Origin of the sequence: Saccharothrix deserti, from assembly GCF_009769385.1 — a bacterium.
GTDB classification, from domain to species: Bacteria; Actinomycetota; Actinomycetes; order Mycobacteriales; family Pseudonocardiaceae; genus Actinosynnema; species Actinosynnema deserti.
Map to the genome: position 1 here is coordinate 334,080 of NZ_VKAB01000001.1, position 20,407 is coordinate 354,486.

A 20,407-nucleotide genomic window follows, 5' to 3' on the forward strand; every position below is an offset into this window, starting at 1 on the left:
TCTCGATGTGCTCAGGTGCGGGCAGTCCTCACCCGAGTGGGGCACGGGTGGTGAAAGCCCAGTGTCTGGGGCGCCACGGCACGGTGAGAGGGACCGACCTCGGCGAACAACCAACCATTCTGCCAGACAGGTCTACCGCACCACGAATCGGGCCACGGGGACGCCCGCGTGCTCGAGCGCTTCCCGGACTTTCTTCGCGTGTTCGACGGCTCCGGGGGTGTCGCCGTGCAGGCAGATGGAGTCGATGTCGGCCTTGAGCACGGTGCCGTCGGTGGCCACCAGTTCCCGGTGTTCGGCGAGCCGGAGCACCTGGGCCAGGATGGCGTCCGTGCTGGTCAGGACGGCGTTCGGCTGCGTGCGGGGCACGAGGGTGGCTTCCGGCGTGTAGGCGCGGTCGGCGAACGCCTCGCGGACCGGGCGCAGGCCGGCCCGTTCGGCGTGGTGGAGCAGGCGGGAGCCGGGCAGGCCGAGGACGGGGAGGTCGCCGAACGCCTTGACGCCGTCGACCACGGCTCCGGCCTGTGCGTCGTGGTGGACGGTGGCGTTGTAGAGGGCGCCGTGGGGTTTCACGTATTCGACCTTTGTGCCCGCCGCTTTGGCGCAGGCGTCCAGCGCGCCGATCTGGTACAGGACTTCGTCGGCGAGTTCGACCGGGTCGGCGTCGATGAAGCGGCGGCCGAAGCCGGCCAGGTCGCGGTAGGAGACCTGGGCGCCGACGGCCACGCCGGCGCTCGCGGCCTGCCGGCAGACCCTGCGCATGGTCGACGGGTCCCCGGCGTGGAAGCCGCAGGCCACGTTCGCGCTGGTCACGATGCCGAGCAGGGCTTCGTCGTCGCCCAGGCGCCAGATGCCGAAGCCCTCGCCGAGGTCGCTGTTGAGGTCGATCGCGCCGTCGTTCACGAGGGCATCACCCCGACCGAGACGAGGAGGAGGGTCAGGCCGGGGAGGAAGTTGTTGATCACGTGGGCCACGACGCTGGCGGTGAGCCTGCGGGTGATGAGGCGGGCGATGCCGATGGGCAGCGCGATGACGATGAGGAGCGACGTCCGCAGCGGTTCGAGGTGGCTGGCCGCGAAGATGAGCGTGGTGAGCACGAACGCCGCCCACCGGCTCCAGCGCTGCCGTTCGATCGCGCCCCACAGCAGGCCGCGGTAGATGACCTCCTCGCACACCGGGCCCAGGAAGCACACGTAGAGGAACATCGCGATGGCGGCGGCGAGGGGCAGGCCCACGCCGTCCACCAGCTCGCCGATGGCGGAGGTGGCGTTGCTGTCGCCGACCACCCTCGACCAGATCACCGCGGCCACGTAGGTGAGCACCAGGCCGAGCGCGCCCAGCTTCAGTCCCACTTTGACGTCCGCCCAGTCCCAGGCGAGCCTCAGGTCCTGGAACGGGCCGTTGCCGCGCAGGTAGGTGATCGTGACGGCGACGCCGGCCGCCAGCACCGTCGGCACGATCGAGCCGACCAGGATGAACGTGACCGAGCTGCCGATGTCCGTGCCCGAGGTGCGGGCCACCGCGGTGATGAACACCGCGCTGAGAATGAAAACCGCTTCGACGAGCAAGAACGCGCCGAAGCCCCAGCGCTGGCCGGCGCGCACCTGTTCCGGCTCCCGCCCGACCGCGCGGACACTGGCGATCAGGCCTGTCGGAGGTTCATCCGGTGGTGTCACAGCCATCCACCCTAGTCAGCCGGTGTAGAGGTAGACGGCGGGCAGCAGGTTGTTCGTCGCGTGCGCGACGACGCTGGAGGCCACCCGGCCGGTGATCATGCGGGCCGCGCCGATGGCGAGGCCCTGGGCGAACAGGCTGATCATGCGCCAGCTCTCCTCGTGCAGGAACGCGAAGATGAGGGCGGTGAGCGCGAGGATCGCGAGCCTGGGAATCCGGTAGTGGGACAGTGCTTGCCATAGGGCTCCCCTGGTGAGGAGTTCTTCGGTCAGCGGTGCGCCGAGGAAGACGAACAGCGCCGCCGCCGCCAGCCAGATCGTCCGGCCTCCGGAGAGCGCTTCGATCTGCTCCAGTGAGCTGGACTGGTCGGGGTTGAGGCGCAACAACAGGGTGCCCAGAAGCCAGGCGGCTAAAAGGGCGGTGCCACCTGCGGCCAGTCCCACTTTCAGGTCACGTGCGGTGGGGATCAGCCCGAAGTCCTTGTCGGGCCCGTTGCCCCGGTGCCAGGAGATGACGACCGGGCCGAGGCCGAGCAGGACGTTCGGCAGGAAGACCAGCAGGAGCAGCGGACCGAGCACCGGCGGGTCGGTGATGTCCACTTCGGCGAAGCGGTCGGCGGTCGCGGCGGTGAAGACGAGGGTCGCGAGGTGGTAGCCACCCAGGCCGGTGAAGAACGCCAGGAAACCCCAGTGCGCTCGACCGGTGACCTGGTCCTGCTGTTCCTCCACTCGTCCGAACGTAGTGGTCCGCGGTGCCGGAGGGCTGCCCGAGGTCGTTCAAGATCACCCTGACGGCCGCAGCGGCGCAGCGGGGTGCCGAAAGAATTCCCGTGCGCCCGCCGGATCACGGGTTTCCCTACTGGTCGCGGGCCTGTGCCGGCGCACGACCGCTCCCGCCGCTCAGCCGTGGATCCGGCCGCGCAACATGACGAGTCGGGGTCGGCGCAGGGCTTCCAGGTCTTCTCGCGGGTCGGTGTCGTAGACCACGATGTCGGCTGCCGCACCTTCGGTCAGCGACGGGAAGCCGAGCCATTCGCGTGCGGCCCAGGAGGCGGCGCCGAGGGCTTGGACCGGTGTCATGCCGACCCGGTTGAGGGCCTGGACCTCGTCCACGATGCGGCCGTGCTCGATACCGCCGCCCGCGTCCGTGCCCGCGAACACCGGGACGCCCGCCTCGACGGCCTTGGCGATGGTCTCGGTGTTCCGCGCGTACAGGTGCCTCATGTGGCTCTGGTAGCCCGGGTACTTGTCCGCGCCGGCCGCGATGGACGGGAAGTTCTCGATGTTGATCAGGGTGGGCACGAGAGCCGTCTGGTCGCGGGCCATCCGGGCGATGGTGTCGTCGGTCAGCCCGGTGCCGTGCTCGATGCAGTCGATACCGGCGTTGAGCAGGGCGGGGAGGGCCTCTTCACCGAAGACGTGCGCGGTGACCTTGGCCTTGTTCTCGTGCGCGACCTTGATCGCCTCGGTGAGGACGTCCTCGGTCCACAGGGGCGCGAGGTCGCCGGTCCCGCGGTCGATCCAGTCGCCGACCAGCTTGACCCAGCCGTCGCCGTTCGCGACCTGCTCGGCCACCGCCGACGGCAGGTCGGCCGGGTCCTCGATCTCGACGCCCAGGTACTTGATGTACCGCTTGGGCCTGGCCAGGTGCCTGCCCGCGCGGATGATCCTGGGCAGGTCCAGGCGCTCCTGCAACGGCCGGGTGTCCAGCGGTGAGCCGCAGTCCCTGATCAGGAGCGTGCCCGTCCCCCGGTTCGTGACGGCCTGGTCGACCGCCTCGGGCAGGTCCACCGCGCCCTTGGCGCCCAGGCCCACGTGGCAGTGCGCGTCGACCAGGCCGGGGACCAGGTAGCCACCGGTGCTGACGGTCGTCGCGCCCGGTACCGGCCGGGTGCGGATCCGCCCGTTGACCACCCAGACGTCCCGCGGGTCGCCGCCCTCGGGGAGGACGACGCCCCGCAGGTGCAGGCCGGTCACTTGCCGAACTTCAGCTTCGACGGGTCGAAGCCGGGTGGGAGCTGGTCGAGGGAGCCGAGGCCGGGCGGGAGTTCGTGCGCGCCGCCCTGGGGAGGCATGCCGGGCATGCCGGGCATACCGCCGGGGAGCATCCCGGGGAACCCGCCGCGCACCTTCGGCGGCGTCGGGCCGCGGCCCTTGCCCTTCTTGCCCTTCTTCCCCTTGCCCTTGCGGTTGTTCTTGCCACCGCCGCCGGGGAGGCCGAAGCGGCCGGCCATCTGGCTCATCATCTTGCGCGCTTCGAAGAAGCGGTTGACCAGGTCGTTGACATCGCTGACCCGGACGCCCGAGCCGTTGGCGATGCGCAGCCGCCGCGACGCGTTGATGATCTTCGGGTCGTCGCGCTCGGCCGGGGTCATGCCGCGGATGATCGCCTGGACCCGGTCGAGGTGCTTCTCGTCCAGGTTGGCCAGCTGGTCCTTCATCTGGCCCGCGCCGGGCAGCATGCCCAGCAGGTTCGCGATCGGGCCCATCTTGCGCAGGGCCAGCATCTGCTCCAGGAAGTCTTCCAGCGTGAGCTGGCCGGAGCCCATCTTGACCGCGGCGGCCTCGGCCTGGTCCGCGTCGAACGCCTGCTCGGCCTGCTCGATCAGGGTGAGCATGTCGCCCATGCCCAGGATCCGGCTCGCCATCCGGTCCGGGTGGAAGACGTCGAAGTCCTCCAGCTTCTCACCGTTCGAGGCGAACAGGATGGGCTGGCCGGTGACCTCGCGGACGCTGAGCGCGGCGCCACCGCGGGCGTCGCCGTCGAGCTTGGTGAGGACCACGCCGGTGAAGCCGACGCCCTCGGAGAACGCCGTCGCGGTGTTCACCGCGTCCTGGCCGATCATCGCGTCGACCACGAACAGCACCTCGTCGGGCTGCACGGCGGCGCGGATGTCGACGGCCTGGCGCATCATCTCCTCGTCGACGCCGAGGCGGCCCGCGGTGTCGACCAGCACGATGTCGTGCTGGGCCCGCTTGGCCTCCTCGATGCCCTTGCGGGCCACGTCGACCGGGTCGCCGACGCCGTTGCCGGGCTCGGGGGCGAACACGGGCACGCCCGCGCGCTCGCCGACGACCTGGAGCTGCGTCACCGCGTTGGGGCGCTGCAGGTCGCAGGCCACCAGCATCGGGGTGTGCCCCTGGCCCTTGAGCCACTTGGCGAGCTTGCCCGCCAGGGTCGTCTTGCCGGCGCCCTGGAGGCCCGCGAGCATGATCACGCTCGGCGGGTTCTTCGCCAGGTTCAGCCTGCGGGTCTCCCCGCCGAGGATGCCGACCAGCTCCTCGTTGACGATCTTGACGACCTGCTGGGCCGGGTTCAGCGCCTGGCTGACCTCGGAGCCCTTGGCGCGCTCCTTGACCTTCGCGATGAACGTGCGCACCACGGGCAGCGCGACGTCGGCCTCCAGCAGCGCGACCCGGATCTCGCGCGCGGTCGCGTCGATGTCGGCCTCGGACAGCCGCCCCTTGCCCCGCAGGTTCTGCAGGACCGAGGTGAGCCGGTCGGAAAGGGTGTTGAACACGTTGCCGCCAGACCTCGCACGTCGTCGGTGGGTTCCTGGTTCTTAGGGTAGCCGTTCACGCCGGCGTCACCGACAGCCGCAGGTGGTCCTCGCGGGTCAGCAGGGTCAGGCCCTGCCAGCCGCGCGGCGGCACGCCCTCGGCGAAGCGGGTGCGGAGCCTGGCCGCGCGGCGGACGTGCCGGGCGAACGACCGGGAGCGGATCAGCCTGCCCCGCGTGACCTGGCCGGACAGCGCCTCCTCGGCGCTGGCGTCGAGCCACAGGAAGTGCCTCGGCCGGTTCGTGAGCACGCCCACGACGACCAGACCGGCGCGGGTCGTCGGGCGGGTGGACGGTTCGTGGACCAGCAGCAGGCCGCTCGCGGTGATCGCGAACCACAGGATGCGGGTGCGGTGCACGAGGTGCACCAAGGGGCGGTAGAAGCGGTACGGCATGGTCTTGGGGAAGAGGCTCCGCAACCTGGTCCGCACCTGGTCGGAATCGAGCACGACGGCGGGCGCCCCGCCCGTGTCGGCGGCGGCGAGCAGCGTCGACTTACCCGCTCCCGGCAGTCCGGCCAGCACGACCAGTGAGCGCGGCCTCACGGCGACAGCGGTCATCGCGTCCATACTAAAGAGACGTTTCGGACGACCATGAGTTCCGACGTGTGACGGAGGCGGCCCAACCCCTCAATGGGCCGCCTCCGACCACTCGGTGGCGACGTTCCCCCCGGCCCCCCGGCGGGCGGAGCCCCGTGCCATGGCTCAAAGCTTGCCCCGGCACGGGGGTCCGCCGGCAGCGTGAGCACCCGCGGTCGGTTGTGCGTAGACCTACGCAACTTGTCCCGGCTGCAACTTGTCCCGGCTGCAACTCGTCCCGGCTGCAACTCGTCCCGGCTGCAACTCGTCCCGGCTGCGATTTCCGGCGGCGAGTCACCGCGCGGTGAGCAGGACCGCCCGTTCGATCTTGCGGCGCTGGTTGCCGTCGATGCCGTTCGGCATGGTGATGGCGAACGAGTCCACGACCGTGGAGCCCAATGTGGACACCCGCGCCCACACGATGTCCACACCGGACTGCTCCAACGTGTCCGCGACGTGGTGCAGCAGCCCGATCCGGTCCGCCGCGCGCAGTTCCAGCACCACCGCGCCGGTCGACTCGTCGTCGAACCAGAGCACCTTCGGCGGTGGCGGGTCCTGCGGCGGGCCGCCGTAGTCGCGTTCCTTCGCGGCGAGCTTGTCGGCCAGCGCGAGGGAACCGTCCACGGCCCTGGTGAGCTGTTCGCGCAACAACGTCACGTCCGGCAGGGAACCGAACCTGGGTGACACGGTGAACACGTCGACGGCTGCTACCCCAAGAGAAGGATCATGGTGGGAGCGGAGGGTCGCCGCGTGCACCTCCAGGGAGTTGAGCGCCAGCACGCCGGCGGCCCTGGAGAGCAGGCCCGGACGATCGGGCGCGACCACCGTGATGGTGGCCGCGTGGTCGTTCGGGTCGATCAGCACATCGGGTTTGCCGCTGGTCAGCACGGCCTGGGCGAGGTCCTGCTGGCGCTGGTCCAACGGCTCCGGCTTGGGCAGCGGGTCGCCCGCCATCGCCGTGCGGCAGCGCGCGACCAGGTCGCTGATCAGCGAGGCCTTCCACTCCGACCACACGCCGGGCCCGGTCGCCACGGCGTCCGCCTCGGCCAGCGCGTAGAGCAGTTCCAGCAGCACCGGGTCGCCGCCGAGGGTGTCCACCACGCGGTGCACGGTGGCCTCGTCCTCCACGTCACGGCGGGTCGCCGTGTGCGGGAGCAGGAGGTGGTGGCGCACCAGGGCGGTGAGCGTGGCCACGTCCTGCGGCCACAGGCCGAGCCGTTCGGCGATCTGGGTGGTGAGCGCGGCGCCGACCTCGGAGTGGTCGGCCTGCCTGCCCTTGCCGATGTCGTGCACCAGCGTGCCGAGCAGCAGCAGGTCCGGCCGGGACACCCTGGTCACCAGGCGTGCCGCGTGCGCGGTGGCCTGCACCAGGTGGCGGTCCACGGTCCAGGTGTGCGCGGCGTCACGGGGCGGCAGGTCGCGCACCGCGCCCCACTCGGGGAAGAGCCTGCCCCACAGACCGGTGCGGTCCAGCGCCTCCACCACGTCGATCAGGCCCATGCCGCTGCCCAGCAGGGCCAGCAGCTCCTCGCGGGCTTCCCTGGGCCACGGCTGGCGCAGCTCGGGTGCGGAGTCGGCGAGCTTGGCCAACGTGCCCGCGGCGATCGGGTGCTTGCTGCGGGCGGCGGCCGTGGCGACACGCAGCAGCAGTGCCGGGTCACGGCTGGGCATGGCATCACGGGCCAGTGCCACCTCGTTGCCGTGCAGCACGACGCCCTCGTCCAGCGGCCGTCTGGCCGGTGTCCGTCTGAGCGGGGAACGGGCGAACACGCCCAGTCCGCGCTTGGGGACCGCGGCGCGCGCCGTGCGCATGGCCACGTCCACGGCGTACACGATCGTGCGTGCGGCCGACGACATCGAGCGGGCCAGCGTGAAGCGGTCCTGGAGGCCCAGCGCGGTGGCGACCTCGTCGCCGTCCTGCGCGCGGAGCACGTCACGCGGTTTCCGCGCCACCCGGCGCAGCTCGGTGCGCACGTCGAGCAGCAGCTTGCGGGCCTCGTTGACCTCGGCGGACGGCCGGTCGGTCAGCTGCGCCGCGCTCAACGCGTCCAGCAGCGTCACGTCCCGCAGCCCACCCCTGCCGTGCTTCAGGTCCGGCTCCACGCGGTGCGCGATCTCGCCGCTGCGCGCCCACCGCCGCGACGCCGACTCGGCCATCTCGTCCAGCCGCGTGCGCACCCCGGAGCGCCACGCCTGACGCGCGCTTTCGGCCAGCCGTTGGCTGATCTCCTGGTCACCCGCGATGTGGCGGATGTCCAGCAGCCCCAGCGCGGTGCGCAGGTCACCGGCGGCGACGCGGAGCGCCTCGCCGACCGTGCGCACCGAGTGGTCCAGGCCGATGCCGGAGTTCCACAGCGGGTACCAGAGCTTCTCGGCGATCTGGTCCACACCCTTGTGCCCGTTGTGCACCAAGAGCAGGTCGAGATCGGAATAGGGCACCAGCTCTCGCCTGCCCAGACCCCCCACGGCGACCAGCGCGACACCGCCGCCCGGTCCACCGACACCCGCCTGCGAGGCGTGCGCGGTGAGCCAGAACTCGTGCAGGTCCACCAGCGCCTCGCGCAGCGACTCCCCCGTCAAACGGCGCCGACCTGGCGCGAGCAGCCGATCGCGTGCTCGCACCAGGTCGTCAGCCGTGACGACGGCCGTCTCGGCGTTATCCATACGGCCGTCTCCCATTCCTACCGAGGATCCCTATAGGGCATCCGAGCCGCGCTCCCCGGTCCGGACCCGGATGACGGTGTCGACCGGGGTGACCCAGACCTTCCCGTCACCGATCTTGCCGGTGCGCGCGGCCTCCACGACGGCGTCGAGGGTCTTCTCCACGGCGGCGTCGTCCACCAGCACCTCGATGCGCAGCTTGGGCACGAAGTCGACGGCGTACTCGGCGCCGCGGTAGACCTCGGTGTGGCCCTTCTGCCTGCCGTAGCCCTGGACTTCGCTCACGGTCATGCCCAGCACCCCGAGCTGCTCCAGGGATGCCTTCACGTCGTCGAGCGTGAAGGGCTTGATGATCGCGGTGACCAACTTCATGACTTGTTGCTCCCCTCAAGCACGGCAGTGGCGCCGGCGGTGCCACTGGACTTGCTACCGCTGCGAGAGCCGAGGCCGCTGCCGAACTCGTACGCGGTCTCCGCGTGCTCGGCCTCGTCGATGCCGGCCACCTCGGCCTCTTCGTCGGCGCGGAAGCCGACGGTGAGCTTGACCAGGTAGCCCAGGACGAGGCTCAGCACGAAGGAGTAGGCGAGCACGGCGAGCGCGCCGACGGCCTGACGCCACAGCTGGTCCACACCGCCACCGTAGAAGAGGCCGTCGATGCCCGCGGGAGCGGAGGAGCTGGCGAAGAAGCCGATCAGGATGGTGCCGGACAGACCGCCGACGAGGTGCACGCCGACCACGTCGAGCGAGTCGTCGAAGCCGAAGCGGTACTTCAGGCTGACCGCGAGGGCGCACAGGGCGCCGGTGATCGCGCCGATGGCGATGGCGCCGACCGGGGTGACCGAGGAACACGCCGGGGTGATGGCGACCAGACCCGCGACGATGCCGGAGGCGGCGCCGAGCGTGGTGGCGTTGCCGTCGCGGACGCGTTCCACGACGAGCCAGGCGAGCATCGCGGCGCAGGTGGCGACCAGGGTGTTGACGAACGCGACACCGGCGGTGCCGTTGGCGGCGACGGCGGAGCCCGCGTTGAAGCCGAACCAGCCGAACCACAGCAGACCGGCGCCCAGGACGACCAGCGGCAGGCTGTGCGGCTTCATCCGGTCCTTCGGCCAACCGACGCGCTTGCCGAGGACGATCGCCAGGGCGAGGCCCGCCGCACCGGCGTTGATGTGGACCGCGGTGCCGCCGGCGAAGTCGATGGCGAGCAGCTTGTTGGCGATCCAGCCGCCCGGGTCGACGACGTTGCCGGCCTCGTCCTTGCCGTCGAAGTCGAAGACCCAGTGCGCGACCGGGAAGTACACGAGCAGCGCCCACAGGCCGGCGAACAGCAGCCACGGCCCGAAGCGCGCCCGGTCGGCGATCGCGCCGGAGATCAGTGCCACCGTGATGATGGCGAACATCGCCTGGAAGGCGACGAAGACGGTGGTCGGGATGGTCCCGAACAACGACTCCTTGGCGAGCAGGCCGTCAAGGCCGAAGAACTCGAACGGCTTGCCGAGCAGACCGGCGCCGACGTCGGTGCCGAACGCCGTGGAATAGCCGACCAGCACCCAGAGCACACCGACCACGGCGATTGCGCCCAGGCTCATCATCATCATGTTGAGCACACTCTTCGACCGGACCATACCCCCGTAGAAGAAGGCAAGTCCGGGCGTCATCAACAGCACCAGTGCGGCACTGGTGAGCACCCAGGCGGTGTCCCCTGTATCCACGTCGACCTCCACAGCACGTCGGTTGCAGGGAGCATCGGCAGGTCCTGTTTCGCGCGGTTGCGCTTCAGGTTTCGTACAGGTGAACTGTCTGACCCCTGGTGTTACGGCCATGTTTCGCCCGCTTGAAGCGTGCGCTTCCACCCGCAACCAGTCCCGGTCACGTCGGAATTTCCGGTGACGGACCGTGCGAGGAAAGCTCGCCTTTGCGGTGGTTCGTGTGATCCTGTGGAGTGACCTGGCGACGGTGGGTCACCGACGGCGTGACGTCGTGCGTCGCACGGTCGTGGTCGAGCCTGCCAGACCGGCCGAGGCCGCCCCTACCGGGTGATGGAGGCGGCCTCCGCTCGTCCTGCTTCAGCCGGCTACTTCAGCCAGCCCGGGATGCCCGGGGTCGGACCCGCCGGCACCGGCTCCGCGTCCGGGGACGCGACCGACTGCGGCGGGGGCTCGACCGCGGCGCACCGTGCGCCGGGACGCGGGGTCTTGAGGTTGATCAGGTAGTCGTCCGTGGCGCCACGCGTGCAGTCGCTGCGGCGGTAGACGCCGTGGCCCCAGCCCTCGTAGGTCAGCAGGACCGTGGTGTCACGGCTCTGCCGGTGGGCGTTGACCGCCCACTCGTACCCGGTGGCCGGGTCGTAGAGCGAGTTCATCATCAGGATCTTCGGCGCGTTCTTGATCTTCAGCCGGTGCTGCGGGTTGTTCACCTTCTCCGGCAGGCCGATGCAGCCCGCCGTGGCGCGGTGGCCGAGCGACGAGCCGCGCATGTGCGGCGCGATCTGGTTGGTCCGGTCCACCAGGGCGGAGAACTCGCGGTAGTCGCGCACCGGGACCGACCAGTCCTGGCAGAACACCGCCGGGAACGGGTTCCGCGCCGTCTCGACCCGCGCGGTGAAGGAGGACGGCGCCGCCGGTCCCGCGTCCAAGGCGACCAACAAGTCGGCCAACTGCGCCCACCGGGGACCGTAGAACGCACCGAACGCGGTGCCGATGATGTCTTGAGCGGTCACCTTGTAGGAGGGGTCTTCGGGGTCGACGATCTCGCCGCGGTCGGCGCGGTCGAGCAGGTCGTCCCAGAACTTCGCCACCTCCCGGCCGTGCAGGGCGCACGACTCGGTGCGGTCGCACCACTTCACGAACTCGCCGAACGAGGACTCGGCGGTCGCGGCCTCGGTCTCGTTGAACCGCCACGTGCCGAGGCTGTGGTCCATGTTCGAGTCGATCACCATGGCGCGGATGTTCCGGCCGTACCGCTCGGCGTACTGCTGGCCGATCAGCGTGCCGTACGAGACGCCGTAGTAGTTGATCTTCTGCTCGCCGAGCGCCTGGCGCAGCGCGTCGACGTCCTGGACCACCGCGCCGGTGTCGGCGTGGTCGTGGATCGGGCCGCTCTGCGCGCGGCAGTCGGCGGCCAGCTCGCGGTTGTAGGCGGCGAGCGCCTCGAACTCCTGCTGGTTCGTCGGGTAGAGCGACGGCTGCTTGTTCAGCACGTCGATCGAGCACTTCACCGGCTGGCTCCGGGCGACGCCGCGCGGGTCGAAGCCGATGATGTCGAAGCGCGCCAGCACGTCCGGGCTGAAGTAGCCGTTCGCGGTCAACGCGAACTGCACGCCCGAGCCGCCCGGTCCGCCGGGGTTGACGACCATGATCCCGACGCGCTTGGCCGGGTCGGTGGCCTTGCGGCGGGCCACGGCGAGGTCGAACTTCTCGCCGTTCGGGTTCGCCCAGTCGATGGGCAGGCGCAGCGTGCCGCACTCGACCTCGGCCAGTTCGGGACACGGCTTCCAGTCGATCCCCGGCGCGCCCTGCGCCTGCGCCTCCGGTTCGGTTTCGGCTGACGCTAACGACGTCGTCCCCGTGACGAGCGCGAGGACGGTGGCCACACCGCCCAGCGCTCTGATGATCGGTCGCACAGGTTCCTCCCTAGTTCCTGTTCACCCTTTCGGGTGTCCGCAGGTTTCCAGGGCGGTTGAACACCTCACAACCGACTGAAGTCGGACACGCCATCAGCCCGTGGGCTGACGATTTTTCCTCCGATCAAGCAAGATCCAGGTAGCGCTGGGTGATCACCCTGAGGCCATCCGTGGTCAAGCCGCCGAACAGCCGCAGGCGTGCCATCCCACCGTCCGGGTAGATGTCGAGCCGCGCGTGGGTGGCCTCGGCGTCCTGCTCGACGCGGAAGCGGTGGCGGGTGTCCGGCTGGAGGCGCGTGCGGGGCAGCACGTCGAACTCGGCGCCGGTGCGCGCGTCACGGGCCCGGATCGACGCCCAGCCCGGCGCGTTGCCCTTGAAGTGGCTGGTGTCGAGTTCCGCGAGCCGGATGACGCCCGGCGCGGCCAGTTCCACCTCGACCCAGTCGTTGCCGTCGTCACGGCGGCGCGCGGTCTCCCAGCCCTCGCCCATCACGGTGGCCTGACCGGGCGCGATGAGGTTGCCCGGCGAGCCGTAGAACATGTCGCTGCACCCGGTGATGGACGCGCCGTTCTCCAACGCGGCCAGGTCCAGCGCGTCGGGCACGATCAGCTCCGGGTCGGCCACCGGGTCGCCGAACACGCGCAGCCTGGCCACGCCGCCGTCCGGGTAGATGGTCAGCCGGACGTGCGTGTAGCGGCGGCGCGCGGACACCTCGAAGTAGTGCTTCCGGTCGCCGCCGAGCGGTGACTTGGGCAGCACGGTCTCCCAGTCGGTCAGCTCCTCCGGGCTCGGGTAGCCCTTGGCCGCGGTCGCCTCGACCGACGCGAACGGCGGGTAGTTGCCCTTGAAGAACGCGGTGTCGATCACGACGCCCTTGATCACGCCCGGCAGGCCGAGCCGGACGATCGCCCGGTCCTCGCCCGGCTCACGTCGGCGGCGGGTCTCCCACCCGTCGTAGACCTGGCCCTTGTGGCCGAACGTGTAGGTCTGGTACTCCGGCTCGGGCTTGCGGATCAGGTTCTCGCGCTCGGCGAACAACTCGTCGTTGGCCCACACCACGCTGCCGCCCACGGCACGGCAGGCCAGGTCGGGGAGTCGGGTCCAGTCGGGCGCCTGCGTCATGCGTCTCCTCTGTGCGTCTTTCTTGTTCTGTGTTTCTGCTGGGTGGGTCTCTGCTGGACGGGTGCCTACCTGGTCAGCAACCGCCCACGCGGCCGGTCGTCGATCGGCCGCCCGTGCAGCCACGTCTGCCGCACGACGCCCGCCAGCGGACGGCCGTGGTACGGCGTGACGGGGTTGCGGTGGTGCAGCCGGGCGCGGTCCACCACGAACGCGTCGTCCGGGGCGAACACGCAGAAGTCGGCGTCCGCGCCGGGTGCGATGCGGCCCTTGGTGCCCAGCCCGACCAGGTCGGCCGGGTTGGTGGCCATCCACCGGACCACGTCGGCGAGCGCGTGGCCCCGTTGCCTGGCCTGGGTCCACACGGCGGGCAGGCCCAGTTGCAGGCTCGCGATACCGCCCCAGGCGGTGGCGAAATCGCCCTGCTTCAGGTCGGGGGTGCACGGCGAGTGGTCGGTGACGACCAGGTCGATCACGTCGTCGCGCAACGCGTGCCAGAGCTGTTCGCGGTTGGCCGCGTCGCGGATCGGCGGGCAGCACTTGAACTCGGTCGCCGCGTCGCCGATCTCCTCCGCGACGAACGTCAGGTAGTGCGGGCACGTCTCGGCGGTGAGCCGCAGCCCGAGGTCCTTGGCGGTCCGGACGTGGTGGAGGGCCTGCCCGCTGGACAGGTGCAGCACGTGCAGCCTGGCCTTGGTCTCGTTGGCCAGGTCCACGACCGTGGTGACGGCGTGCGACTCGGCCCGGTGCGGCCGGGAGTCGAGGAAGCTCCGGTAGCCGGGGCCCGACTCGGTGACCTCGTGCGGGTCCTCGGCGTGCACGATGGTGAGGGCGTCCCTCGACTTGAGCCTGCCCAGGGCTGCTCTCAGCTGGTCCTCGGTGACGTGCGGGAACTCGTCCACGCCGGAGTGGATCAGGAAGCACTTGAAGCCGAACACGCCGGCGTCGTGCAGTTCCTCCAGGTCGTCCAGGTTGGTCGGCACGATGCCGCCCCAGAACCCGACGTCGACGTGCACCTTGCCGCGGGCCGCCTCCTGCTTGGTCTTCAGGGCGGCCGTGGTGGTCGTCGGCGGCAGGCTGTTGAGCGGCATGTCGATGATCGTGGTGACGCCGCCGGCCGCCGCCGCCCTGGTGGCGGTGCCGAAGCCCTCCCAGTCGCTGCGGCCGGGGTCGTTCACGTGGACGTGCGTGTCGACCAGGCCGGGGAGGAGGACTTCGTCCTCGGCGAGTTCGACGACGGTCTCGGCGTCGAGGTGGTCGGCCACCGCGACGATCCGGCCGTCCGCGACACCGACGTCGGCACGGCGTTCACCGTCGGTCGTGATCACTCGGGCCGCGCGAATCACCAGGTCCATGGCGTCACTCTTGCAGCCGATCGGCTGTGAAGCGACAGATCACGTGCCACGTCACGGAAGCGGTTCGTACTCGCGCATGGCAGCGATCGAAGTGCCGTTGGCGGTGTTGCCCTCGCGTTCGATCATGATCTCGACCAGGACCGGGCGGCTGGTGCGGTCGGCTTCCTTCCGGGCCCATTCGAGGCTGTCCCGGATCCGGCCCGGCTCGGTGACCCTGGTGGCCGAGCAGCCGTACGCCTCCATGATCTTGACGTTGTCCGAGCCGACGGTGTCGTAGTGGATGTCGACCTCGTACTCCATGTCGTAGCCGCCGTGGTCCTCGGCCATCCGGATCAGACCCAGGTACTCGTTGTTCAGCATGATCAGCACGAACGGGACGTCGTACTGGGCGCCGACGGCCAGTTCCTCCACCAGGAACTGGAACGAGTAGTCGCCCACGACGCCCACCACCTCGGCGGCCGGGTCGGTGTTCTTGAGCGCTTTCTTCACCCCGATCGCGGCCGGGATCTCCCAACCGAGCGGCCCCGCCTGCCCGCACACCTGGTAGTGCCGCGGCTTGTGCGCCTTCTGGTGCTGTCCGGACCAGATCTGGTAGAGGCCGATGGCGGTGACGAAGTAGGTGTCCGGGCCGTAGAACTCGTTGATCTCCTTGAACACCCGCGGCGCTTTGACCGGCACGGTGTCGAAGTCCTCGCGGCGCAGGAGAGTCGCCTTGAGCTCACGGGTCCGCGCGGTCCAGGCGTTCTCGGGACGAGGGCCGGTCCGGGTCTTCGCCAACTCCAGGACCGCCCGCAGGAACGCCTTCACGTCCGCGACCACGCCCAGGTCCGGGCCGAACACCTTGCCGATCTGGGTCGGCTCGACGTCGACGTGGATGAACTTCCGGTCACCGCGGTAGGTCGCCAGGTCACCGGTGTGCCGGTCGCCGAACCTCGCACCCAGCGCCAGCACCAGGTCGCTCTCCAGGAACGACGCGTTGCCGTACCGCTGGGACGTCTGGATGCCCGTCATCCCGGCGTAGAGCGGGTGGTCCTCGTCGATCGCGCCCTTGCCCATCAGGGTGGCCTGGATCGGGACGCGCAGGTGCTCCGCCAGTTCCAGCAGCTCTCCGTGCGCCTCGGCCAGGATCACGCCGCCGCCCGCGAGCAGCAGCGGTCGTTCGGCGGCCAGGAGCATGTCCAACGCCCGTTCGACGCGCGCCGGGTGTGGTTCCGGTTTGGCCACCGGCAGCGGGGCGTCGATGGTGTGGTCCCACTCGATCTCCTGCCTCTGCACGTCGATCGGCAGGTCGATCAGCACCGGTCCCGGCCGGCCGGACCGGGCCACGCGGAACGCCTCCCGGAAGATCCACGGCGCCTGCGCGGCCTCCTTCACCTGCACCGCCCACTTGGTGACGGGCGCGGCGACGGCCACGATGTCGACCGCCTGGAACGCCTCCTGGTGCAGCTTCGTCGTCGCCGCCTGGCCGGTGATGCACAGGATCGGCACCGAATCCGCCTGCGCGGTGTAGAGACCGGTGATCATGTTGGTGCCCGCCGGACCGGACGTCCCGATCGCCACGCCGACGTTGCCGGTCGTGCGCGACCAGCCGTCGGCCATGTGCGTGGCGCCTTCCTCGTGCCGGACGATCAGGTGCTCGATCGTGCCGTCTTCCTCCATCGCCTTGTAGAGCGGCAGGATCGCCGCTCCCGGGCAGCCGAAGACCGTGTCGACCCCTTCGCTCTTCAGGACTTCCACGACCGCTTGCATGACGGGGACTCTGGCCATCAGGCCCTCCCGGAGAAGTTCTCGACGACCTTCAACAACGCCGAGTGGTCGAGGGATCCGTACCCCTGTGCCCGGCCGGACGCGATGAGCTGGGCGATCAGCCCCGTCACCGGTAGTGCGACGTCGACCTGGCGGGCCGCGGCGAGCGCGATGCCCATGTCCTTGTGGTGCAGGTCGATGCGGAAACCCGGCTGGAACTCGCGCGCGATCATCGTCTCGCGCTTGAGGTCCAGGATCCGGTTGGCGGCCAGCCCGCCCGCCAGCACGTCCAAGCCCGCCTTGGCGTCCACTCCGGACGCTTCCAGCAGCACGATCGCCTCGGCCACCAGGGCGTAGATGCCGCCGACCATGAGCTGGTTCGCGGCCTTCACCACCTGGCCCGCGCCGTGCGGGCCGACGTGGACGACCGTCTTGCCGAGGGTGTCGAGGATCGGCCTCGCGGCGGCGAAATCGGCCTCCTCACCGCCGACCATGATCGACAACGTGGCCTGCTCCGCGCCGGTCTCGCCGCCGGAGACCGGCGCGTCGAGCACGCGCACACCCCGTTTCGCGCCTGCCTCGGCCACGGCGAGGGACGTCTCCGGGCGGATCGTGCTCATGTCGATCAGCAACGTGCCGTGGGCGACCTCGTCGAGGACCGTGCCGAGGACGACCTCTTCCACCTGCGGGTGGTTCGGCAGCATGGTGATGACGACTTCGGCGTCCTCGACCGCGTCACGCGCGCTCGCCGCCGCCGTGCCGCCCGCCGCGGTGAGCTTGGCGAGTGCCTCCTGGTTCAGGTCGAATCCGGTGACCTGGTGGCCCGCGGCGACCAGGTGGGCGGACATGGGCGTGCCCATGATGCCCAGTCCGATGAAACCGATCCTGCTCATCGCTGCCCCTTCCCCGTGCTCCGGTCCTTCTCGGGAAGCCAGTCGAAGCCGCCGGTCGTCGCCTTGTACTCGAGGCCGACGTAGCCCTGGTAGCCGTTGGCCTCGAGCTTCGAGAGGTAGCCGAAGAGGTCGAGTTCCCCGGTGCCGGGCTCGCCGCGGCCCGGCGCGTCGGCGATCTGCACGTGGCCGATGCGGTCCACGTGGTCGGCGACGACGGCGTCCAGGTCGTCACCGTTGACGGCGAGGTGGTAGAGGTCGGCGAGCAGCGCGACGTTCTCGCGGCCGACCTGGTCGATGAATTCCAACGCGTCGGCGGCGGTGAGCAACGGGTAGTCCGGCGCGCCGGAGAGCGGCTCCACCAGGACCACCGCGCCGATCTCGGCGGCCACGTCGGCGGCGTACGCGAGGTTGTCCAGCGCCGTGTCCGTGGTGGGGAAGTTGCCGTGCAGCGCGTTGAAGGCGCGGCAGCCGAGCCGGGTGGCGATACCGGCCGCGATCTCCACGTTGGCGCGGAACTCCGACTGCCTGCCGGGCCACGCCACCAGGCCGCGGTCGCCGGCGGGCATGTCGCCCGCGAAGAAGTTGAGCCCGACCAGCCGGACACCGGCGTCGGTGACGGCCGCCTCGAACGCCTCGATCTCGCGCGACGGCGGCACGGCTTCGGCGAACGGCCACCAGAACTCGACCGCGTCGAACCCGGCCGCCCGCGCCGCGGCGGGCCGTTCCAGCACCGGGAGGTCGGTGAACAGGATCGACAGGTTGACGTCGTACCGCATAGGCTTAACCTTCCACAATGCGGAAGCTATCTTCCGTACATCGAGAGAGTAGGCAGGTTTTCGACGGCGGCGCAAGACTGTTGACACGCTCGGAGGGCGCTCGTACCGTCCCTCTTTGCGGAAATGTGATTCCGCGATACAGAAATAGGGAGCCTTAGTGCCCGATCTAGAGGGGTTCAACTCCGCGCCTCCGGAGCAGCTCCGGCCCCTGCTCACCGAATGCCTCGCGGTACCGCGCTGGGTCGACGCGCTGCTGGCCGGCCGCCCCTACGCCGACGTGGACGCGCTGCTCGCCGCATCCGACCGGTTCGCCGACCTGAGCGACGACGAGGTCCACGCCGCCATCGCGGGCCACCCGCGCATCGGGGAGAGGACCGCGGGAGACGGCGTGTCCGCCAAGTGGTCCGCCGACGAGCAGTCCGGCGTCACGGCGTCGCTCGCCGACCGGCTGCTGGCGGCCAACGCCGCCTACGAGGACCACTTCGGCCACATCTACCTGGTGTGCGCGACCGGGCTGAGCGGCGAGCAGATGCTGGCCGACCTCTCGGCGCGGATGGACAACCCGCCGGACGTGGAACTGCGCGTGGTGAACCGGGAACTGGCGAAGATCGCGGCACTGCGGTTGAGGAAGGTGCTGGCATGACCACGCTCTCCACCCACGTGCTCGACGCCGAGCTGGGCCGCCCGAAGGTGGGCGTGCCGGTCCGGTTGGAGCGGGACAGCGCCGTACTGGCCGAGGGCCTGACCGACGACGACGGCCGGCTGAGGTTCACCGACACGCTGTTCCCCGGCGTGTACCGGCTGGTGTTCGAGGTCGACGCGCTGTTCTACCCGGAGATCGCCATCACGTTCCGGGTCGTCGCGGAGCGCGAGGGCGGCCCGCCGCACCTGCACCTGCCGATCCTGTTGAGCCCGTTCGCATTCACGACCTACCGAGGGAGCTGACCCATGGCCATCGTCCTGGGGCCGAACCAGTACGGGAAGGCGGAGAACCGCCTCGTCACGGTGACCCGCAACGGCGCCGTGCACACGATCAAGGACCTCACGGTCAGCACCTCCCTGCGCGGCGACCTCGCGGACACCCACCTCACCGGCGACAACGCCAAGGTGCTGGCGACCGACACGCAGAAGAACACCGTCTACGCCTTCGCCAAGGAGTCGCCGGTCGGCGAGATCGAGGACTTCGCGCTGCGCCTCGGTCGGCACTTCGTCTCCACGCAGGAGGCCATCACCGGCGCACGCGTGCTCATCGACGAGCACTCGTGGGAGCGGATCGAGGGCAACGACCACTCGTTCGTGCAAGGCAGCAACGAGAAGCGCACGACGGCGGTGACCGTCGAGGGCGAGCGCGCGTGGGTCGTGTCGGGTGTGCGGGACATGGTGGTGCTCAAGTCGACCGGGTCGGAGTTCCACGGCTTCCCGCGCGACAAGTACACGACGCTGAAAGAGACGAACGACCGGATCCTGGCCACTTCGGTGACCGCGCGGTGGCGGTACCAGAGCCTCGGCGGAGCCGACGATCAGACCACCGTCGGGATGGACTGGGCGAAGAGCTTCGCCGAGATCCGGCGGTTGCTGCTGGCCACGTTCGCGGCCAAGCACAGCCTGTCGTTGCAGCAGACCCTGTACGCGATGGGCGAGGCGGTGTTGCGGGACCGGCCGGAGGTGGCCGAGGTGCGGCTGTCGATGCCGAACAAGCACCACTTCGCGGTCGACCTGTCCGCGTTCGGGCTGGAGAACGACAACGAGGTGTTCTACGCCGCCGACCGGCCGTACGGGCTCATCGAGGGGTCCGTGCTGCGTGACGACGCCGAGGACGCCGGGTCGGCCTGGTACACCCTGCCGTCGTTCTGACCCCGGCCGCCGACCGTGCTCCCGGGCCCTGGGAGCACGGTCAGTTCCGGTCAGTTCCCGGTCACTTCCCTCCGGTGCAGCGCCATCCGCTGCAACCGCCAGGAGTGGAACAGGTCGGCTTCCTCGTACCAGTCGACGACGGTCGGCCGGCGGGCGGTGACCATGAACTCCAGCAGGATCTCGCGGTACGTCGCCAGCGGCACGCCCACGCCCGGCGGGAAGTCCGTGTACGCCTCGTCCACGTACGGCGCGTCCGGTTCGCCCTTCGGCCAGCCGGTGAACTCGTTGTCCACGTAGTTGAGGTAGCCCCACGGGCCGCGGATGGCGAGCACCAGGTTGTGGTCGCTCTCCCCTTCCGCGTCCAACTCGCGCCCGAAGTGCTCCAGCATCCCGTCGTTGCACTCCGGCCGCGCCAAGGCGGCGATGAGCACGTCCACGTCCGCCGCGCACGCCACCACCTGGTAGCGGAACTCCGCCCGCTCCAGGTCCGGCAGCCCGGTCCACAACCCGGCCCGCATGGTCATGCACACACCCTGGCCGCTGCCGGGCGGATCGGCTGTTTACCGGTTCGAG

The 20,407-nt window shown here is 70.2% G+C and carries 19 protein-coding genes; 3 read left to right on the plus strand and 16 right to left on the minus strand.

Features of this window, described 5'->3' with window-relative positions; translation table 11 throughout:
* Window positions 1–132: 132 nt before the first annotated feature.
* From FM051_RS13105 to FM051_RS13175, 15 genes are all read right to left on the minus strand, one after another.
* Window positions 133–900, minus strand: coding sequence for a LamB/YcsF family protein (locus FM051_RS13105; RefSeq protein ID WP_238412357.1), 768 nt, complete (start codon window positions 898–900; stop codon window positions 133–135).
* Window positions 897–1,679, minus strand: coding sequence for a CPBP family intramembrane glutamic endopeptidase (locus FM051_RS13110; protein ID WP_158843195.1), 783 nt, complete (start codon window positions 1,677–1,679; stop codon window positions 897–899). The genes FM051_RS13105 and FM051_RS13110 overlap by 4 nt, the downstream gene beginning before the upstream one ends.
* Window positions 1,680–1,688: 9 nt before the next feature.
* The gene (locus FM051_RS13115) at window positions 1,689–2,399 is read right to left on the minus strand and encodes a CPBP family intramembrane glutamic endopeptidase (RefSeq protein WP_158843196.1); all 711 of its coding nucleotides are present in this window, start codon (window positions 2,397–2,399) and stop codon (window positions 1,689–1,691) included.
* Window positions 2,400–2,570: 171 nt separating this feature from the next.
* On the minus strand, window positions 2,571–3,647 hold the full coding sequence (locus tag FM051_RS13120; RefSeq protein WP_202918812.1) for an amidohydrolase family protein: 1,077 nt from the start codon (window positions 3,645–3,647) through the stop codon (window positions 2,571–2,573).
* Window positions 3,644–5,191, minus strand: a complete 1,548-nt coding sequence (gene ffh / locus FM051_RS13125; RefSeq protein WP_158843197.1) for a signal recognition particle protein — start codon at window positions 5,189–5,191, stop codon at window positions 3,644–3,646. Before ffh ends, FM051_RS13120 begins: the two co-directional genes overlap by 4 nt.
* 55 nt (window positions 5,192–5,246) lie before the next feature.
* A complete protein-coding gene (locus FM051_RS13130) occupies window positions 5,247–5,789 on the minus strand; it encodes an AAA family ATPase (protein WP_238412358.1) in 543 nt (180 codons plus the stop codon).
* 312 nt (window positions 5,790–6,101) lie between these two features.
* Window positions 6,102–8,471, minus strand: a complete 2,370-nt coding sequence (locus tag FM051_RS13135) for a [protein-PII] uridylyltransferase (protein WP_158843199.1) — start codon at window positions 8,469–8,471, stop codon at window positions 6,102–6,104.
* A gap of 30 nt (window positions 8,472–8,501) precedes the next feature.
* Window positions 8,502–8,840, minus strand: a complete 339-nt coding sequence (locus FM051_RS13140; protein WP_033437621.1) for a P-II family nitrogen regulator — start codon at window positions 8,838–8,840, stop codon at window positions 8,502–8,504.
* On the minus strand, window positions 8,837–10,180 hold the full coding sequence (locus FM051_RS13145) for an ammonium transporter (protein WP_158843200.1): 1,344 nt from the start codon (window positions 10,178–10,180) through the stop codon (window positions 8,837–8,839). The genes FM051_RS13140 and FM051_RS13145 overlap by 4 nt, the downstream gene beginning before the upstream one ends.
* Before the next feature lie 362 nt (window positions 10,181–10,542).
* Window positions 10,543–12,090 carry an alpha/beta hydrolase gene (locus tag FM051_RS13150; RefSeq protein ID WP_158843201.1) on the minus strand — a complete coding sequence of 516 codons (1,548 nt, stop codon included), beginning with the start codon at window positions 12,088–12,090 and terminating at the stop codon, window positions 10,543–10,545.
* A gap of 124 nt (window positions 12,091–12,214) precedes the next feature.
* Window positions 12,215–13,213, minus strand: coding sequence for an allantoicase (gene alc, locus FM051_RS13155; protein WP_158843202.1), 999 nt, complete (start codon window positions 13,211–13,213; stop codon window positions 12,215–12,217).
* A gap of 65 nt (window positions 13,214–13,278) precedes the next feature.
* Window positions 13,279–14,565, minus strand: coding sequence for an allantoinase AllB (allB, locus tag FM051_RS13160; protein WP_158843203.1), 1,287 nt, complete (start codon window positions 14,563–14,565; stop codon window positions 13,279–13,281).
* A 51-nt stretch (window positions 14,566–14,616) separates the two neighbouring features.
* On the minus strand, window positions 14,617–16,314 hold the full coding sequence (gcl, locus tag FM051_RS13165) for a glyoxylate carboligase (RefSeq protein WP_476655317.1): 1,698 nt from the start codon (window positions 16,312–16,314) through the stop codon (window positions 14,617–14,619).
* 17 nt (window positions 16,315–16,331) lie between these two features.
* Complete coding sequence (locus tag FM051_RS13170) at window positions 16,332–17,204, minus strand: 2-hydroxy-3-oxopropionate reductase (RefSeq protein WP_158843205.1); 873 nt, start codon at window positions 17,202–17,204, stop codon at window positions 16,332–16,334.
* On the minus strand, window positions 17,201–17,980 hold the full coding sequence (locus FM051_RS13175) for a hydroxypyruvate isomerase family protein (RefSeq protein WP_158843206.1): 780 nt from the start codon (window positions 17,978–17,980) through the stop codon (window positions 17,201–17,203). Before FM051_RS13175 ends, FM051_RS13170 begins: the two co-directional genes overlap by 4 nt.
* Before the next feature lie 157 nt (window positions 17,981–18,137).
* Between FM051_RS13175 and uraD the strand changes: the two genes are divergently transcribed.
* From uraD to pucL, 3 genes are read left to right on the plus strand one after another with little or no spacing between them, the layout of a single operon-like run.
* Window positions 18,138–18,623: a 2-oxo-4-hydroxy-4-carboxy-5-ureidoimidazoline decarboxylase gene (uraD, locus tag FM051_RS13180; protein WP_158843207.1), complete on the plus strand. Its 486-nt coding sequence runs from the start codon at window positions 18,138–18,140 to the stop codon at window positions 18,621–18,623.
* A complete protein-coding gene (locus FM051_RS13185; protein ID WP_158843208.1) occupies window positions 18,620–18,925 on the plus strand; it encodes a hydroxyisourate hydrolase in 306 nt (101 codons plus the stop codon). The genes uraD and FM051_RS13185 overlap by 4 nt, the downstream gene beginning before the upstream one ends.
* A gap of 3 nt (window positions 18,926–18,928) precedes the next feature.
* Window positions 18,929–19,834 carry a factor-independent urate hydroxylase gene (gene pucL, locus FM051_RS13190; RefSeq protein WP_158843209.1) on the plus strand — a complete coding sequence of 302 codons (906 nt, stop codon included), beginning with the start codon at window positions 18,929–18,931 and terminating at the stop codon, window positions 19,832–19,834.
* A gap of 50 nt (window positions 19,835–19,884) precedes the next feature.
* Here pucL and FM051_RS13195 read toward each other — a convergent pair whose 3' ends face one another.
* Entirely contained in the window at window positions 19,885–20,358 is a 474-nt protein-coding gene (locus FM051_RS13195) for an Imm1 family immunity protein (protein WP_158843210.1), read from the minus strand.
* Window positions 20,359–20,407 lie beyond the last annotated feature (49 nt).

Coding starts and splice junctions, on each gene's coding strand:
- FM051_RS13110 (WP_158843195.1), bottom strand. CDS start 1,679: ATGGCTGTGACACCACCGGATGAACCTCCGACAGGCCTGATCGCCAGT.
- FM051_RS13130 (WP_238412358.1), bottom strand. CDS start 5,789: ATGACCGCTGTCGCCGTGAGGCCGCGCTCACTGGTCGTGCTGGCCGGA.
- FM051_RS13135 (WP_158843199.1), bottom strand. CDS start 8,471: ATGGATAACGCCGAGACGGCCGTCGTCACGGCTGACGACCTGGTGCGA.
- FM051_RS13140 (WP_033437621.1), bottom strand. CDS start 8,840: ATGAAGTTGGTCACCGCGATCATCAAGCCCTTCACGCTCGACGACGTG.
- alc (WP_158843202.1), bottom strand. CDS start 13,213: ATGACGCAGGCGCCCGACTGGACCCGACTCCCCGACCTGGCCTGCCGT.
- allB (WP_158843203.1), bottom strand. CDS start 14,565: ATGGACCTGGTGATTCGCGCGGCCCGAGTGATCACGACCGACGGTGAA.
- gcl (WP_476655317.1), bottom strand. CDS start 16,314: ATGCAAGCGGTCGTGGAAGTCCTGAAGAGCGAAGGGGTCGACACGGTC.
- FM051_RS13170 (WP_158843205.1), bottom strand. CDS start 17,204: ATGAGCAGGATCGGTTTCATCGGACTGGGCATCATGGGCACGCCCATG.
- FM051_RS13175 (WP_158843206.1), bottom strand. CDS start 17,980: ATGCGGTACGACGTCAACCTGTCGATCCTGTTCACCGACCTCCCGGTG.
- FM051_RS13185 (WP_158843208.1), top strand. CDS start 18,620: ATGACCACGCTCTCCACCCACGTGCTCGACGCCGAGCTGGGCCGCCCG.
- pucL (WP_158843209.1), top strand. CDS start 18,929: ATGGCCATCGTCCTGGGGCCGAACCAGTACGGGAAGGCGGAGAACCGC.
- FM051_RS13195 (WP_158843210.1), bottom strand. CDS start 20,358: ATGACCATGCGGGCCGGGTTGTGGACCGGGCTGCCGGACCTGGAGCGG.